A 16,152-nucleotide genomic window follows, 5' to 3' on the forward strand; every position below is an offset into this window, starting at 1 on the left:
GGGTTTTTGCGAATTACTCCTTCAAAAAACCATATTCATATACTTTTGGTTTTATTTTATCGGCTAAAACTGACAGCTTACTTCTAAGGTTAGCAATTAGTTGCGAGTAGGTTGCATCATTGCTTTTAGAATTCATTCTGCCTTTATCGTTTCTACCTTGAAAATATTCTCTGATGTCATATAAAGAAGCGTTAACATTTACGTCTTTTTGCGCATGATAGTATTTCCATAATTCACGACCGGCATCAAACACTGCAACAGCTTCGTCAGAAAATTGCAATTTTACATTTTCATCTGCAGCCTTACGACTTGCATCAGTTACTTCTATAGCCCTAACAGGGTTTGAAACCCTGTTAGGGCTTATTGCGGAACTAAATAAATCTGTGGTTTGAGCTTCTTGTTTTATTTTACCTTTTATAAAATGGGTCATGAAATTACTTTCAAACTTGGCTTGTGCATTGACTTCATATTCTGTAAAAGGAATCCAATGGTTGGTGCCAAATTGACTTTGGATGTTGTTTTTCTCATGAAATAAAATATAGGTTAAAGAGTCATTTTGAAATTCTTTATCTAAAATCCATTTATTATTAGGATATAAAAATTGATCATTATGAATTATCCATGTATGTTCAATTAATTTCCTAACAGTATAATAAATAGATACTTGAATTAAATTACTATGATTTACCCATATACCTCTTGGATTAGCCATTTGATCTTTGCTATTCAGTAAATATACAATAGCGTTTTGTTGAAAGTCATTTCCGTTTGTACCAGCTAGAAAGCCTATAAAGTCCTTATCTATTTTGAAAGATGAAATCCAGTTATTGATGTAATTATTTTTGTTATGGTTAACATAAAAAGCTTTAATGCCTATATATTCTGACTTTACATTGTAAACATCTATTTCTATTTTTGAAATATTATTTATTTTTGAAGTGTTCCAAATTTTGAATCCAATAGGAAATTTTCCTTTCACATTATCAAATGTATATGCAGGAGCGATAAAGCCATTTTCATAATTAGATTTAAAATTATTTCTAAAACTATTAAACGCAGAACCGTTAAAAATTTTTAACGTCGAAAATTCTCCAATAATACATCCTTTAACTTCGGAAAATATTCTAAATAAAAATTGTGCAAATAATTCACGTCCTGCACCTCCTAATTCATTACTAAACTTTGTATGAGTTTTTGATTGATTAACACCTGATTTTCCCTTTATACCAATACTAGAAACCTCAGCATACGGCGGATTAATATACACCACTAACTTTTTTCGCTTCTCCTCATCATTAATAATATCTTGCAGGCTTTGTGGTAGCTTGAAAAAATCATCATTCAAAAAATCAAATTGAAACACGTTGTTTTTAAGCAAGTTCGCGCCATGATCAATACGCTCGTGCATTACGTTTACATCGGCTTGGTCTAGTGTGCTGGCGTAAATGTTGTATTTGTTGGTCAATCCGGCTAAAAGGTTTCCGGTTCCTGCGGCGCAATCCCAAATGTAATACTCGTCTTGCCAGTTTTCGCCTAAATAATCGGTTAAATATTTTTGTGATAATTCTACCCAAATACGGGGTGTAAAAAAAGCACCTTTTCGTTCCCGAATGTCTTGTGGCACGAGTAAATCGCGACGTTCTATAATATAATCTTGAAACTCTTTGAGTGGTGGTCGTTTGTAGCGCTTCCAAAAATGCAAATAGGTGTCTTTGTTTTTTAGCATAATGTTGGCATCAAACATTTGCTTGAGGTTTTCCTTAGCTATTTTATACCCTTCATTTTGAAACATCACAAATAAATTTTCGCGAATCGATAAATCGTCTCCAATGTTTTGGGTGTCTTTATCATCAACAAACAAATCAGCCAAATAGAAATCGCTGTCTAAAATATTGGCTTTTTTTAAATCGTCCCAATTAACGTCAATGATGGGTTTTACAATTTCTAACCAACGTAAATATATTGGGATGAAATTGTTTTTATCAATTTTTAATTTACTGGTTGTTGTGGCTTTGGCTAAATTGTTTTTTATAAACGTCTGGAGTTCTTTTTCGTCTTTTTGATAATCATAAACGTAGGTATTTTGCTTTAGTGTCGCTTCAATACGTTGTTTAATGAGCTGAAATTCTTTGGTTTCGTGATTACTAGGCGTAACGTTCCAATTGAAATCGTTTAGATAAAAAATATCTTGTATATTAATGTAAGGAACAAATGCTACTTTTTTAAAATCGAAAGCACCCAAAAAAGCAGGTGGCATGGTTTTATCAAAAGTTCGTGCTTTGCCAATAGTTAAAATGAGTTGCACAAACATAGTAGCTACATCAAAATTTCCTGTTTTAGCTTCTGCCCAAAGCAAAGGTGTGCGCCCAAATAAATTATCTTGTTGCGGAAAAACAGTAAAATCGATGTTTCCTATAATTTCGGTAGTATCAAATTGTTTGAACCAATCGGCTCCAACTTTATTTTTTAATTCTTCTTCTCGGATGTTTTTATATCTCATGCCTTGTTTGTGATGTATTGAACAAATATAAATAATTGTGCCGTGTTAAGTATGTATTGTGCGTGATTTATCTTAAAAACGTGAAACTTTACGTCCTTGATGTGAAACTTCACGTTCTTGATGTGAAACTTTACGTGATATGACGTAAAATTTGGCGTGCTTGATGTGAAACTTCACGTACTTGACGTAAAACTTTACGTGCCTGACGTGAACGTTGGCGTTTTTTGGCATTTTGAGACAAAAAAAATACCCTTTAAGATTGTCTGAAAGGGTACTGTCATTGTTGCAACTGCAGTATTTATGGGGTAGCAGTGTCAGATGCAGGAGTAGTTGAAGTACCTGTTCTGCTAAAAAATTGTGACAACTCGTTTACTTTGGTTTCATAACCTGCGGTTTTAGTTCCTGCTTTGTATTGGCTATAGCCATAATCAGTAAGCGCCGCTTGGTAGTTGTCATAATCGTGTAGGATTTTGTTATTGTCTAATCCGTCGATGAGGCTTTGCAACCTAGAAATAATGGCTTGAATAAACGCCCTGGAATCATAATCGCTTTGAAACTCGTCCCAATCTACATCGGCACTGCTCAAACCCGATTGATTGTTTCTGTAATCTAGAATTTTGTTTACAATGAGTTTGTTTTGCTCATTGATGCTCCCGTATTTCTTGCGTTCCTCAGGAGAGAGGTTTCTAAACTTAGTTGCCAAGGCGGTTTCTAAGGCTGTTAATGCAGTTGTGGTCAGCGTTTTTTCGGCTGCGGTGTAATGCACGTTGTTCAGGTTTTCAAATGGCATACTTACATGATTTTTAAAAAGTCAGTGTTGTTTAAAATGACTTTTGGATTAATAATTTTTAAACTTAGGCCGTTTGAAAATGATTTTTTTACGGGAAACCGTAATTGGATGATTTTTTTGCATAAAAAAAAACACCCTTTGCAGGATGTTTATAAAGTAGTGTTTAAAAAAGCTTCTTACTCTTTGTTTTTACTGTCTATTACTATCGTTACCGGTCCGTCATTGAGCAAAGAAACTTTCATATCGGCAGCAAATATGCCGGTTTGTACTTTTTTTCCTAGTTGGTTTTCTAATTCTAGAACAAAACGCTCGTAAAGTGGGATGGCGATTTCGGCTTTTGAAGCTTTTAGATAAGAGGGTCGGTTGCCTTTTTTTGTTGAGGCTTGAAGCGTAAATTGACTGATGACAATTATATCGCCGGCTATGTCCTGAACGGATAGATTCATAACGTGGTTTTCATCACCAAAAATGCGAAGATTTGTGATTTTTGAAGTCAGCCAATTGATGTCTTCTTGGGTATCGGCATCTTCAATTCCTACCAAAACGAGTAGCCCTTTTTGGATTTCGGCTACGATTTTTCCGTTAACTGTTACAGAGGCTGAGGATACTCTTTGGATTACGGTTTTCAAAATAATTATGAATTATAAGTTATGAATTGTGAATATCAATAATTATTTTTTTAGGTTATTTTTAGTCGAAATAATTATAGAAGCTAAAATTTTATTAATCTCAACTATATCAGAATTTAATGACTCGAATTGAGATTCATTCAAATATTCAGAATGAAACAATAATTCAATCCAATAATCACTTTCATTAGCTTCTTTCTGTGCAATGGCAAGTTTATGAATAAAATCTGATTTACTTTCTGCGTGTTCTGATTCTCTTACCAATGCACCTATTGAAGTTCCGCTTCGTAATAATTGTTTACTTAAAACAAATTCTTTTTTTTCGATACTTAAAAATTGATATAATTTCACAATCCTTAAAGCAAAACTAAATGATTTTATTTTTATAATATTATCTGCCATAATTCACAATTTACCATTCACAATTTACAACTATTCTCTAGATTTATCGCTAATTATCCTATCTTCATTATGAATATCAGTTCGGTAATGCTCGTCATCGCCTTCAAGAATTTTAAGGTAGCTTTTGTAGCGTGACCATGCTATTTCATCGTTTTCTAAAGCTGTTTTTATGGCGCAATGGGGTTCGTCTTTGTGCAAACAATTGTTGAACTTGCATTGGTCTTTCAGCTTGAAAAATTCTGGGAAATAACCGCTAATTTCAGCAGGCTCCATATCTACAACGCCAAAACCTTTAATTCCCGGTGTATCGATAATTTTAGCATCAAATGACAAATCGTACATTTCGGCAAAAGTGGTGGTGTGTTGTCCTTGCTTGCTGGCTTCAGAAATGGTTTTTGTTTTTAAATCTAAAGAAGGCTCCATGGCGTTGACCAAAGTGGATTTTCCTACTCCAGAATGTCCTGAAAACATACTGACTTTGCCCATCATCATTTCCTTTAAGGCATCAATTCCTTTTCTTTGAGTTGATGAAACCCGTAAACATTGGTAGCCTATTTCTTGATAGACATGTTGCATGTACAATTGCTCGTTTAAAGTAGCGTCATCAAAGGTATCTATTTTGTTGAAGACTAATATGGTTTCAATTCCGTAAGCCTCAGCAGTTACTAAAAACCGATCGATAAAGTTGAAGGTTGTTGGCGGATTATTGATTGTTACCAACAAGAAAACCCTATCGATGTTTGATGCAATAATATGCATTTGATGCGATAGGTTTACAGATTTACGAACGATATAATTCTTTCTGTCGTGAATTTTATGAATGGTACCTGTTACGGTGTCTGATGTTTCTTCGAGTTCATAGTCTACAACATCGCCAACAGCTATAGGATTGGTACTTTTAATTCCTTTGATTCGGAATTTTCCTTTCATACGACATTCTATAAAATCGCCTTGTTCGGATTTTACGGTGTACCAACTTCCAGTAGATTTATAAACGAGTCCTGTCATTTTTTGATTTGCGATTTACGAATTCTGATTTTAGATTTCAGATTTAGAATCGAAATCTTTGCAAAGATATATGATTTATGATGTTAGATTAAGGATTTTAGATTTATGATTTTGAATGACTCCGAAATAAGCAAAAAATCCCAAAACGATATGCCTTGGGATTTTTATCGAAAATTTAAATTTTACGACTTAGCAATCTGAAATCAAAAATCGTTAATCATCATTCTGAAATCTTTTTTACGAATTCAATATTTTTTCTTGGTGTCCAATACTTTCTTGGTGAATGTCTTTGAATAATTTGATGATAAATTCTTCAGTCAATCCTTTTTTAGAACCTTCGGCAACCATTTTTTCTTGAATTTCGTTCCAACGATTGCTTTGTAAAACGGCCACATTATTGTCTTTTTTCACTTGACCAATTTCGTCAGCCACTTTCATACGTTTTCCTAAAAGCTCTAATAAATTAGCATCTAAAACATCAATGTTTGCTCTTAATTTTGTCATTTTGTTGTCAAAATCAGGCGTATCGCCACTTACTTTTCTAACTTTCAAATCTTTAAAAATTTGTTTCAAAGCGGTAGGTGTCACTTGTTGTGCGGCATCGCTCCAAGCATTATCAGGGTCGAAATGCGTTTCGATAATCATTCCGTCATAATTTAAATCTAAAGCTTCTTGAGTTACTTCAAGAATCATTTTACGATCACCTGTAATGTGTGATGGGTCAATGATTAAAGGTAAATCAGGGAATTTATTTTGCAATTCGATAGCAATTTGCCATTCTGGAATGTTTCTGTATTTTGTTTTTTCATAGGTAGAAAATCCTCTGTGAATTACGCCTAATTTTTTTATTCCAGCCATATACAAACGCTCTACTCCACCTAGCCATAAAGCCATATCAGGGTTTACTGGATTTTTAATCAAAACGATTTTATCTGTTCCTTTTAAAGTATCCGCAATTTCTTGAACCGCAAACGGATTAGCAGTTGTACGAGCACCAATCCATAGCACATCGATATCATTCTCTAAAGCTAATTTACAGTGTGCAGCAGTAGCCACTTCAGTTCCCATTAGCAATCCTGTTTCAGCTTTTGCTTTTTTCAACCACTTTAATCCTATTTCACCCACACCTTCAAATCCTCCTGGACGCGTTCTTGGTTTCCAGATTCCTGCTCTAAAAACACTTACATCAGAATCTTTTAATTCATGAGCTATTTTTAATACTTGCTCTTCAGTTTCAGCACTACAAGGTCCTGCAATTACAAAGGGATGAGTTAAATTGAATTCGTTTAACCAATCTCTCATTTCTTTCTTGTTTTCCATCTTTTCTAGTTATTTATTCTTTAAAATTTATTTTATTCGTATTGTTTTTTAAAATTATTTTTAAGGTTATTTATTATTTTTTCATTCCGTTTAATATTTCTTTTATTTTATTTACACTTTGCATTTCGTTATAAATTGCTTCAAAATCGTCGTTTATCAATAAGTCTTTAAACTTTGATAAATTAGAGATATACTCTTCTAGAGTTTTTACGACGTGCTTTTTGTTTTGTTTGAAAATGGGTGTCCACATGGCTGGCGAACTTTTAGCCAAACGAACCGTGCTTTCAAATCCAGAACCTGCCATATCAAAAATATCCTGTTCGTCTTTTTCTTTATTAATTACTGTTTTCCCTAGCATAAATGCACTTATGTGCGATAAATGAGACACATAAGCAATATGTTTGTCATGTGATTTCGGATCCATGTATCTGATTCTCATTCCCATGCTTTTAAACAACTCGACTGCCTTTTCCTGCAATTTAAATGTTGTTTTTTCGACTTCGCAAATGATATTCGTTTTGCCTTGAAACAAGTTTCTTATCGCTGCTGAAGGACCTGAAAATTCTGTTCCTGCAATTGGGTGGGTAGCAATAAAATTTCTTCTTCTCGGATGATTGGCAATTGCCTCACAAATAGGTGTTTTGGTCGAACCAACTTCAAATACTATGGTATTTTCTCCAATAGCGTCCAAAACTTTTGGCAAAACGATTAACGCTACATCGACTGGTACAGAAACAATTACAAAATCGGCATTTACTAAATCATCAAATGTAGCTGCTTTATTAATAACGCCTAAAGCGATTGCTTCCGCCAAATGATTTTCGTTGGTGTCTATTCCATATATAGTCGCATCAGGATGCAATGATTTGATGTCCAATACCATCGAACCTCCAATTAATCCTATTCCTATTACGTGTATATTCATCTTCTAATTTTTATACCTACAAGGTTTTAAAACCTTGCAGGAAAATCTGCCATCTAAAACCTATCTATTGCTTCTTGTACTTTTTCTTCTTTGACACAAAGTGCAAATCGAATGTATCCTTCTCCATTAGATCCAAAAATAGTTCCTGGAGTAATAAATATTGATTTTTCGTATAATATGGCATCTATAAACTTTTCTGCAGATGTAATTCCTTCTGGTAATTTTGCCCAAACAAACAAACCTACACCTTCTTTATAGACTTCACAACCTAATTTTTCTGCCAATTGCTCGGTAAGAATTCTTCTTTTTTTATAAATCACATTCATTGATTCAAACCAAGATTTATCACTTCTTAATGCTGCAATAGCGCCTTTTTGAATACCGTAAAACATACCACTGTCCATATTGCTTTTTACCTTCAAAACGGCATCAATGCAAGCGGCATTTCCTAAAACCATTCCTACTCGCCAACCTGCCATATTGAACGTTTTTGATAACGAATTTAGTTCCAATGCTACCTCTTTGGCCCCATCTACTTGCAGTAAACTCATCGGATTGTCATTTAAAACAAAACTGTATGGATTGTCATTTACAAGTAAAATATTATGTTTCTTGGCAAAAGCCACCAATTTCTCAAACAATTGTATACTTCCTCTTGCTCCTGTTGGCATGTGAGGATAGCCTATCCACATTAACTTTACTTTTGATACGTCTAATTTTTCTAAAGCTTCAAAATCAGGTTCCCAATTATTACTTTCTCTTAAATCATAATAAACTGGAACAGCTCCAACTAAATTCGTTACCGATGTATACGTTGGATAGCCCGGATTTGGAATCAAAACATGATCGCCTTCATTTAAAAAAGCCAACGAAATATGCATAATCCCTTCTTTAGACCCCATTAAGGGCAAAATTTCGGTTACAGTATTAAGTGCAACTCCGTAATTATTTAGATAAAAATCGGCCATTGCTTGACGCAATTCTGGCAAACCCTGATAACTTTGATATTGATGCGCATTTTCATCTTTCATGGCATCAACAACAGCATCAATAACATCTTGTGAAGGTTTTAAATCTGGGCTTCCAATTCCCATATTGATAATTGGTTTTCCTTCTGAAGCCAATTGTCGTACTTCTCTCAGTTTTGAGGAGAAATAGTATTCTTCAATGATATCTAATCGTTTCGCAGTAGTAATCATGGCTTAGTATTTTTATATTCTCCCAAAACTTTAAAGTATTCTGCCATAATGGTCAATAATGCTTTCGCTTTTGCATAATCTTCATATTTTTCGAACGTCACATCTACAAAAAAAGAATATTTCCAAGGCGTTTCAATCTTAGGTAAGGATTGAATTTTTGTTAAATTTAATTTGCAATCGCTCATCACATTCAATACGGCAGCAAGACTTCCGCGTTTGTGATCCAATTCGAATTTGATAGAAGCTCTGTTAATTTCATTTTCGTCGGCAAACGAATCCTCTTTATTTATAATAACAAAACGGGTCATGTTATTATTAATAGTTTGAATTTCTGGTGCCAATATTTCTAAGTCATACATTTCTGAAGCGGTTTTACTGGCAATGGCAGCAATTCCTTTGAGTTGATTTTCGTGAATTCTTCTAGCGGTTTCGGCTGTGTCTTTGTCTTCAACTAATTTTATATTTGGATGCTTTTTTAAAAACTCCATACACTGTAACAATGCCATAGGGTGCGAATGTACTTCTAGAATATCCTCAATTTTTTGACCTTTTAGCGCCATTAAATTCTGATGAATATCTAAATAATGTTCGCCAATAATATGCAAGTTATTTTTATCGATTAAAGCATAATTAGGAATAATTGGTCCTGCAATTGAATTTTCAATCGCCATAACCGCCTGATCTGATTTTCCAGACATCAAACTATCTACTAATTCTTCAAAAGACAAACATTCATCTACTGCTACATTCTGATAGAAATAATCTTGAGCCACTTGATGGTGGAAAGATCCTTTTATACCTTGTATCGCTATCCTCACCCCAACCCTCTCCAAAGGAGAAGGAGAAGTTTGGTAAAAAGATTGCTTATTTGTTGTTCTCATTTCTACTCAAAAAAAAATCCTGATTTTCATCAGGATTGTATATTAGTTTTATTTGTTTCTTATATTTCAAATAACCATAGCACAATCCTTTACTTCCTAAAAAAGAAGTAATATGTGTTACTAAAATAAAAACGGTTATTCAACATTATCGTATTTTTTAAATAAATGCTTTGCAAATGTATACTTTATTTTAAGTGTTTCAAAAAAAAAAATTAATTTTATCTAACAAAAAAAGAATTCTTTGTGAAACGTGTTTTTTTTTATAAAAAAGGCAAGAAAACTAATTAATTATCTACTGAATTTGAATTATATCTTTACAAAACACAACATCATCTGTAGCTACTTTTGCTTGAAATATGATTTAAAGTGAATTTTATTTGTTTTATTCGTTAATAATAACAATCTTTTAAAGGAAAATTTAGATTATATATTTTTTAATTCTATACCCTTAAAGAAGTTTTTTCTGTTTACTTTTGCTTTAAATAAAAATTAAATGTCAATAGAAGTTAATGCTATTTCAAAAAGTTATGGGGCTCAAAAGGCTTTAGACAATATCTCATTTTCTATAAAAAAAGGAGAAATTGTAGGTTTTCTTGGTCCGAATGGAGCTGGAAAATCAACATTAATGAAAATATTAACTACTTATATTGCTGCTGATGAAGGTTCTGCTTCTGTAAATGGAAACGATGTTAATGCGCAACAAAAAGCAGTGCAGCAATCTATAGGATATTTGCCGGAACACAATCCTTTGTATTTGGATTTGTATGTGAGAGAATATTTGGCTTTTAATGCCGATGTTTATAAAGTCGCTCATTCTAGAATAGAGGAAGTGATTGTGTTAACTGGTTTGTCATCTGAAAGTCATAAAAAAATTGGTCAACTTTCTAAAGGATATCGTCAAAGAGTAGGTCTGGCCAATGCGCTTTTGCACAATCCAGAAGTATTAATTTTAGACGAACCCACAACCGGTTTAGATCCAAACCAGTTGGTAGAAATTAGAAATGTTATAAAAAGTGTCGGCAAAGACAAAACTATTTTTCTGTCAACGCATATTATGCAAGAAGTAGAGGCAATTTGCGACAGAGTAATCATTATTGATAAAGGAAAAATTGTTGCTGACAAAAAACTTGATGTTTTAATTTCTGCTAACAAGGAGCAAATTATTGAAGTTGAATTTGATTATAAAATTGAAGAAGAAGCTATTGCTAAGATCCCGCATTTAAAGTCCTATAAAAACACTCATGATATGACTTGGGAACTGACTTTTATTTCAGATAAAGACATGAGGCCTTCCGTTTTTGATTTTGCTCATGAAAATGGTTTGAAAACGTTACAACTGAACCAGAAAAACAAAAACTTAGAAACGGTATTTAGAGAGATTACTCAAAACTAGATTTTTATTTTAGTCAAAACTTCTATTTAAAAATTAATTTTCCTTTGTAATGTTGTTTCACTTTAATGTTTGTAGCTAGAGGTCTTGAGTAACAATATACATTACCAATATTATAAATATCGCCCGATATTGATACCAGTGGATGAACAAACATATCATTTGAACCTCGGTGGAAAAAGCTAATTGCATTACACATTAAATTTTTTCCATTAAAAACCCCATCATTTTCGTAAAAATTGATACTAGCATTGTTCGTTTTTCCTGAAATATAATATCGTGAAACTTCATTGCTTTCTACTAATACGTTTTCACAATCTAATTGTAAAATAAAATCGCCTGTTCCAACACCTTTATACCCATCTATTGTATTCATTGAAATTAATCGCAAATTTTCATACTTTAAGATGCCATTTGAGGTAATTTCTTTTTCAGTTTTGCAATAAATATCGGTAAGATTTGGAGCTGTAATATACACTACAGTTTCTCCATAATCACGAACCCAGTTACAAGTCGTATTGTCTTCTAGCGTTAATGTAGTGCCTTCGCTAGTTACTTCAATGTCATTTATTAAATTCTCACCAGTCTTGACCTCAACTTTGTAATTATCGCCTTGGGTAATGACTAAAGCAATTCCTTTATGAACAATTATTTTAGTAAATTTTAACTCTTCATATACTTTAGTGGTTAACTTTCCGCTCGATTTTACGCAATCGAATGGTTTTTCACAACTTGTAAAAAAAAGAACAAACAAAATGGAAACTACTATTCTCATAATTAATTACAATCGAACACCTATTACAAACTCCATCGCTTCCGCTAAAAAACCATGTGTTACAAGAGAAACTCCTGTAAATACTTTTTTTGAAAAGTAATATTTCATACCCACTCTATCATAAATTGGAGCACCATCCTTAAATGGCCTGTAAACATAATATCCTATTTGCCCTTCAATAGCTATTTTATTGATGAATAATTCATGACCTACAAAAATACCAACTCTTTTATAGTCGGTATCAATATCAACTGGTTTTTCTGGAAAAGAAATAGATCTAAATCGTATATACTCCTTAATAGAAGTAGTTAAAAAAAGTTCCGTTCCAAGCTGAATGGCACTTTTTCTGTTGATTCTTTTATCAGCATAAAACCCGATGTGGTAAAATGGTTTTTGACCGCTTCCAACTATTGGACTTTCATTAAAACCAGTGCGAAATAAAACATTGTATTTTAGAGGTTCTGTAAATTTTGATTTTACAAAAACGGTATCTTTTTTTATAGTTATAACTTCATCAAAAACATAATTCACACCCACATTTAAACAATAGGTATTTATACCACTATTAGGAGATTTTATTCTGCCATTAGAAAAATGAGTGAAGAGAAATCCCGATTGAAATCCGAAATTATCAATTACATTTTCTTTCTTATAATATAAACCAAGATTAATGTTTCCCATTACTTTTGATCCAAATGCCTTGTTTTTGCTATTTGTTTCTTTATCGTATGGATTAGAGGTAATTCCAATTCCTTGGGCTATTTTAAAACTTAGTTTTCTGTTTAAAAAATAAAAATTATAAAAAGCACCAACGGCAAAATTCTCTCCAAGTAATTCATTTTTGTAATCTTGATATAAAAAATAACCGCCATATTCAGGATAATTATACAAAGCATGCCAATCTTTATTACCATTTGTTTTTTGAGAAAAACTTACCAACAAACCATCTGGATGCCCCGTAATTAGTTGGTGTAAATCTGGGGAATGAGCCATAACATTTCCTCTAAAGTAATTTAAATCAATTGTATATGAATTCTCAAATTCTTGTGAAAAAGTTAAATTTGTAAATAGAATTATAGGCAACAGAATAAATAATTTCATTAATAAAAATAGTCCTAGAGGATTTTATTAGTACATTTATAGGTTTAAATTACAAATATGAAGATAATTACTCTATTTCTTATCAGTTTACTTTTTTTTGTTCCCAATAGCTTTTCTCAAACTCTAAAACTTCCTTATGTTTTTGAAAATAATTCTGAATATTTAGATTCTGAAATTTATATAGCATTAGTAGGAAAGTATGAAACAATGGGAGACGTATGGATGAATATGAGTACTAGTAATCTTATAAAAATGAATGCTGCTGACAACACCGTTTCAGGGCCCTCTTGGAGTTCTCCAGCAGAATGGAAATACCCTAATATTTTTATGAAACTAAGTGATATTCCTAATAAAACTATCCAAATACCTAAAGAATTATTTGCCAGTAGAATTTTTATTTCATTCAAATCACCAATGTATTTGCATTTTCTTAAAACAGGAGGATATGCTGGAGCCAATTTAAATTCCTCTAGCGATCCTAATGACGGAATTCGTTGGGAATTAATTGAACTTACATGGGGTGGTTCTGGACTTTTTACCAACACCAGTAGAGTTGATGCTTACCAATATCCTATGGGAATTGAAGTATATGGTTTTACAGGGTCAGTAAACTCAAGTTTAAACTATGAACAAAACTATGCAAATGCAATAGCTGGTGAAGGCATTCCAAAATACAGTAAAGTTGGAGAATTGTTATCACATAATGAAATTATGTCTTTGTGGGACACCTCAGTTTCTAATGAATATTTAGTTTGCAAAACTATAAAAACCAATTCATTGGATGGGAAGCCAATAATTGAGCAGCCTACAAAGCTACCGGTTTTTTCAAAAACGGCATTGGATTCTTACATCAATGACATTTGGAATACCTATTCATCAAAAGATTTGACAATAAATATTGGCGAAAATGGAGTCTGGGTTGGGAGAGTAACTGGTAATGCATTCAACTTTACTGATTCAAGAGATGGATCAATTGCAACTATTTATTCAAAACCAACGACTGCAAACGCAATTGATGGGTCTGGATCTATGGCCTATACCCCAGTAAATACAAGTACCAATAATGTTAAATATAATGAAGATTTAATGATTCAAGCTCAAATTTCAGCTGCAATAAATCGCCATGCTATTAATACTAATATAACTGGCTCAACTATACAATATACGCATGACTCCTCTTTATTTTTTAAAATAAAACCTTATAATGAATATGTTGCTTTTTTTCATAAAGATAATATAAGTTATGACTCTAAAACTTATGCTTTCGCCTATGATGATGTTGGAGATCATTCATCAACTATTCAATGTACTTATCCAACTAATGTAAAAGTAATAATTGGAGGATTAGTTGGCAAAAATGCTTCATTATCTAAAATTTCTATTATGCCTCAAATTACAAGTTTGAATCTAAATTCAACTCAAAAATTTTCAGCACAAGGATATGATGTTGATGACAATACATTTCCAACCAATATTATTTGGAGCATTACAAGTGGAAATGGCACAATAGCACCGAATGGATTATTTAGCCCAACACTTTCCGGCCCTGTAACTATTAAAGCAACTGACGGGTTAGTTAGTACTACATTATCATTTATGGTTGAAGACACAACACCCATTATTACTGATCCTTGTAATTCAGTTGCTACAAATGGACAATACAGCTATACGGTAACCAATACATCCAATCCAACTATTACATTTAAACCAACCATTTCAACAACTGGAAACAAAGTTTGTATCCTTTATTATAGTAAAAGTGCGACAGGTCCATTTAACGGATATAATGTAACCCCAAATGTACCTTATCAAATTAATGCAACACTTGGCGAAAAAATTTATTTTTATTACACTTATTCTTTAGCATCAGGCGGAGAAAACACAACTATAAACAAATTACATACTTTAACAATTGGGGGCTGTAATTCATTAAATATTTCAAATAATGCGTTTGCAGATAAAATTGTTGTTTATCCAAATCCTACAAATGGTCAAAATCTTAAAATTTTAGGTGAAATTGAAAAAGTTGAAATCTTAATATACTCTTTAATTGGTGGGTTAGTTAAAAGTAAAGTTATTAAAGACCAAAATGAACTATTAATAAATACCACAGATTTATCGAAAGGTTTGTACCTATTGAAGGTAATACAGAAAAATTCACGTCAAGTTAAAACATTTAAAATATACGTGAATTAATCTTTTTTTCAGATTTTAAAAACAAAGACACAATCAAATAAAATGGTGTCTTTGTTTCTAAAAAACTTTACTAGCTATTTTTCTAATATTTTCTGATTTCCCCATGGAGTAATAATGTAAAACTGGAACTCCTGCTGCTTTTAATTCTAATGATTGCTGAATTGCCCACTCAATTCCCACCTCTTTTATAGCTGCATTATTTTTACATTGATCGACCGCATTTATTAAGTCTTCGGGTAAATCTATTCGGAAAATTTGTGGTAACACCTGTAAATGTCGGTGTACAGCAATTGGTTTTATACCAGGAATAATTGGAACTGTTATTCCTATTTCTCTTGCTTTTTTTACAAAGTCAAAAAATTTAGTATTATCAAAAAACATTTGTGTAACCACATAATCTGCACCAGCATCTACTTTTTCCTTCAATCTTTTTAAGTCAGAAATTAAAGATGGTGACTCTAAATGCTTTTCAGGATAACCGGCAACACCAATACAAAAATCAGCTTTGTTATCTACATCTAATAGTCCATGAAGGTATTTCCCTTGATTAAGTTGGTAAATTTGAGTTACTAAATCTGTAGCATAATTATTTCCGCCTTCTTTAGGCACAAAAGATTGTTCATCTTTCATAGCGTCTCCTCGAAGCGCCATAACATTATCTATTCCTAAATAATGACAATCGACTAATAAATATTCTGTTTCTTCTTTTGTAAATCCACCGCAAAGTACATGAGGAACAGTATCTACATTATACTTATGTTTTATAGAAGCGCAAATACCAAGAGTACCAGGACGCATTCTAGTTAACTTTTTTTCTAATAAACCATTGCCTTTATTGACATATATATATTCTTCACGAGAAGTGGTTACGTCTATAAAAGGAGGTTTGAACTCCATTAAAGGATCGATATTGTCGTATAATTCTTGAATGCTTTTCCCTTTTTGTGGCGGTATAATTTCGAAGGAAAATAAGGTTTCTCCTTTAGCGTTTTCTATATGTTGTGTTACTTTCATTTTTTTTAGTTTATGGTTTATA

The 16,152-nt window shown here is 32.5% G+C and carries 14 protein-coding genes; 2 read left to right on the forward strand and 12 right to left on the reverse strand.

All coding sequences use genetic code 11. The features are described 5' to 3' along the window. Positions 1-13 precede the first annotated feature (13 nt). The 9 genes from ACFQ0S_RS07960 to ACFQ0S_RS08000 form a co-directional block, all read right to left on the reverse strand. A complete protein-coding gene (locus tag ACFQ0S_RS07960; RefSeq protein WP_379758887.1) occupies positions 14-2,500 on the reverse strand; it encodes a hypothetical protein in 2,487 nt (828 codons plus the stop codon). 298 nt (positions 2,501-2,798) lie between these two features. Further along, complete coding sequence (locus ACFQ0S_RS07965) at positions 2,799-3,290, reverse strand: hypothetical protein (protein ID WP_379758890.1); 492 nt, start codon at positions 3,288-3,290, stop codon at positions 2,799-2,801. Between the two features lie 176 nt (positions 3,291-3,466). Next, entirely contained in the window at positions 3,467-3,919 is a 453-nt protein-coding gene (dtd, locus tag ACFQ0S_RS07970) for a D-aminoacyl-tRNA deacylase (protein WP_379758893.1), read from the reverse strand. Between the two features lie 42 nt (positions 3,920-3,961). Further along, the gene (locus ACFQ0S_RS07975) at positions 3,962-4,321 is read right to left on the reverse strand and encodes a four helix bundle protein (protein WP_379758896.1); all 360 of its coding nucleotides are present in this window, start codon (positions 4,319-4,321) and stop codon (positions 3,962-3,964) included. Between the two features lie 30 nt (positions 4,322-4,351). Next, the gene (gene rsgA / locus ACFQ0S_RS07980; RefSeq protein WP_379758899.1) at positions 4,352-5,329 is read right to left on the reverse strand and encodes a ribosome small subunit-dependent GTPase A; all 978 of its coding nucleotides are present in this window, start codon (positions 5,327-5,329) and stop codon (positions 4,352-4,354) included. 237 nt (positions 5,330-5,566) lie between these two features. Further along, positions 5,567-6,649 carry a chorismate mutase gene (locus tag ACFQ0S_RS07985; protein ID WP_379758902.1) on the reverse strand — a complete coding sequence of 361 codons (1,083 nt, stop codon included), beginning with the start codon at positions 6,647-6,649 and terminating at the stop codon, positions 5,567-5,569. 73 nt (positions 6,650-6,722) lie between these two features. After that, positions 6,723-7,574 (reverse strand): prephenate dehydrogenase, encoded by an 852-nt coding sequence (locus ACFQ0S_RS07990; RefSeq protein ID WP_379758905.1) that lies wholly within the window; start codon positions 7,572-7,574, stop codon positions 6,723-6,725. A 53-nt stretch (positions 7,575-7,627) separates the two neighbouring features. Continuing rightward, positions 7,628-8,773 (reverse strand): pyridoxal phosphate-dependent aminotransferase, encoded by a 1,146-nt coding sequence (locus tag ACFQ0S_RS07995; RefSeq protein WP_379758908.1) that lies wholly within the window; start codon positions 8,771-8,773, stop codon positions 7,628-7,630. Next, positions 8,770-9,654, reverse strand: a complete 885-nt coding sequence (locus tag ACFQ0S_RS08000; RefSeq protein ID WP_379758910.1) for a prephenate dehydratase — start codon at positions 9,652-9,654, stop codon at positions 8,770-8,772. Before ACFQ0S_RS08000 ends, ACFQ0S_RS07995 begins: the two co-directional genes overlap by 4 nt. A 493-nt stretch (positions 9,655-10,147) precedes the next feature. On the opposite strand from ACFQ0S_RS08000, the gene gldA reads away from it, so the two are divergent. Further along, positions 10,148-11,047, forward strand: a complete 900-nt coding sequence (gene gldA, locus ACFQ0S_RS08005) for a gliding motility-associated ABC transporter ATP-binding subunit GldA (RefSeq protein ID WP_379758913.1) — start codon at positions 10,148-10,150, stop codon at positions 11,045-11,047. A gap of 22 nt (positions 11,048-11,069) precedes the next feature. Here the strand turns inward: gldA and ACFQ0S_RS08010 are convergent, their stop codons facing one another. Continuing rightward, positions 11,070-11,819, reverse strand: coding sequence for a head GIN domain-containing protein (locus ACFQ0S_RS08010; RefSeq protein WP_379758916.1), 750 nt, complete (start codon positions 11,817-11,819; stop codon positions 11,070-11,072). 6 nt (positions 11,820-11,825) lie between these two features. After that, positions 11,826-12,920: an acyloxyacyl hydrolase gene (locus ACFQ0S_RS08015; RefSeq protein ID WP_379758919.1), complete on the reverse strand. Its 1,095-nt coding sequence runs from the start codon at positions 12,918-12,920 to the stop codon at positions 11,826-11,828. Positions 12,921-12,977: 57 nt separating this feature from the next. Between ACFQ0S_RS08015 and ACFQ0S_RS08020 the strand changes: the two genes are divergently transcribed. Then, positions 12,978-15,116, forward strand: coding sequence for a beta-1,3-glucanase family protein (locus ACFQ0S_RS08020; protein ID WP_379758922.1), 2,139 nt, complete (start codon positions 12,978-12,980; stop codon positions 15,114-15,116). Between the two features lie 57 nt (positions 15,117-15,173). On the opposite strand, the gene metF is transcribed toward ACFQ0S_RS08020, so the two are convergent. Beyond that, positions 15,174-16,130: a methylenetetrahydrofolate reductase [NAD(P)H] gene (gene metF, locus ACFQ0S_RS08025; protein ID WP_379758925.1), complete on the reverse strand. Its 957-nt coding sequence runs from the start codon at positions 16,128-16,130 to the stop codon at positions 15,174-15,176. Positions 16,131-16,152 lie beyond the last annotated feature (22 nt).

The sequence above is a fragment of the Flavobacterium myungsuense genome (genome assembly GCF_042677265.1).
GTDB classification, from domain to species: domain Bacteria; phylum Bacteroidota; class Bacteroidia; order Flavobacteriales; family Flavobacteriaceae; genus Flavobacterium; species Flavobacterium myungsuense.

Coding starts and splice junctions, on each gene's coding strand:
- ACFQ0S_RS07960 (WP_379758887.1), bottom strand. CDS start 2,500: ATGAGATATAAAAACATCCGAGAAGAAGAATTAAAAAATAAAGTTGGA.
- ACFQ0S_RS07965 (WP_379758890.1), bottom strand. CDS start 3,290: ATGCCATTTGAAAACCTGAACAACGTGCATTACACCGCAGCCGAAAAA.
- ACFQ0S_RS07975 (WP_379758896.1), bottom strand. CDS start 4,321: ATGGCAGATAATATTATAAAAATAAAATCATTTAGTTTTGCTTTAAGG.
- rsgA (WP_379758899.1), bottom strand. CDS start 5,329: ATGACAGGACTCGTTTATAAATCTACTGGAAGTTGGTACACCGTAAAA.
- ACFQ0S_RS07985 (WP_379758902.1), bottom strand. CDS start 6,649: ATGGAAAACAAGAAAGAAATGAGAGATTGGTTAAACGAATTCAATTTA.
- ACFQ0S_RS07990 (WP_379758905.1), bottom strand. CDS start 7,574: ATGAATATACACGTAATAGGAATAGGATTAATTGGAGGTTCGATGGTA.
- ACFQ0S_RS07995 (WP_379758908.1), bottom strand. CDS start 8,773: ATGATTACTACTGCGAAACGATTAGATATCATTGAAGAATACTATTTC.
- ACFQ0S_RS08000 (WP_379758910.1), bottom strand. CDS start 9,654: ATGAGAACAACAAATAAGCAATCTTTTTACCAAACTTCTCCTTCTCCT.
- gldA (WP_379758913.1), top strand. CDS start 10,148: ATGTCAATAGAAGTTAATGCTATTTCAAAAAGTTATGGGGCTCAAAAG.
- ACFQ0S_RS08010 (WP_379758916.1), bottom strand. CDS start 11,819: ATGAGAATAGTAGTTTCCATTTTGTTTGTTCTTTTTTTTACAAGTTGT.
- ACFQ0S_RS08015 (WP_379758919.1), bottom strand. CDS start 12,920: ATGAAATTATTTATTCTGTTGCCTATAATTCTATTTACAAATTTAACT.
- ACFQ0S_RS08020 (WP_379758922.1), top strand. CDS start 12,978: ATGAAGATAATTACTCTATTTCTTATCAGTTTACTTTTTTTTGTTCCC.
- metF (WP_379758925.1), bottom strand. CDS start 16,130: ATGAAAGTAACACAACATATAGAAAACGCTAAAGGAGAAACCTTATTT.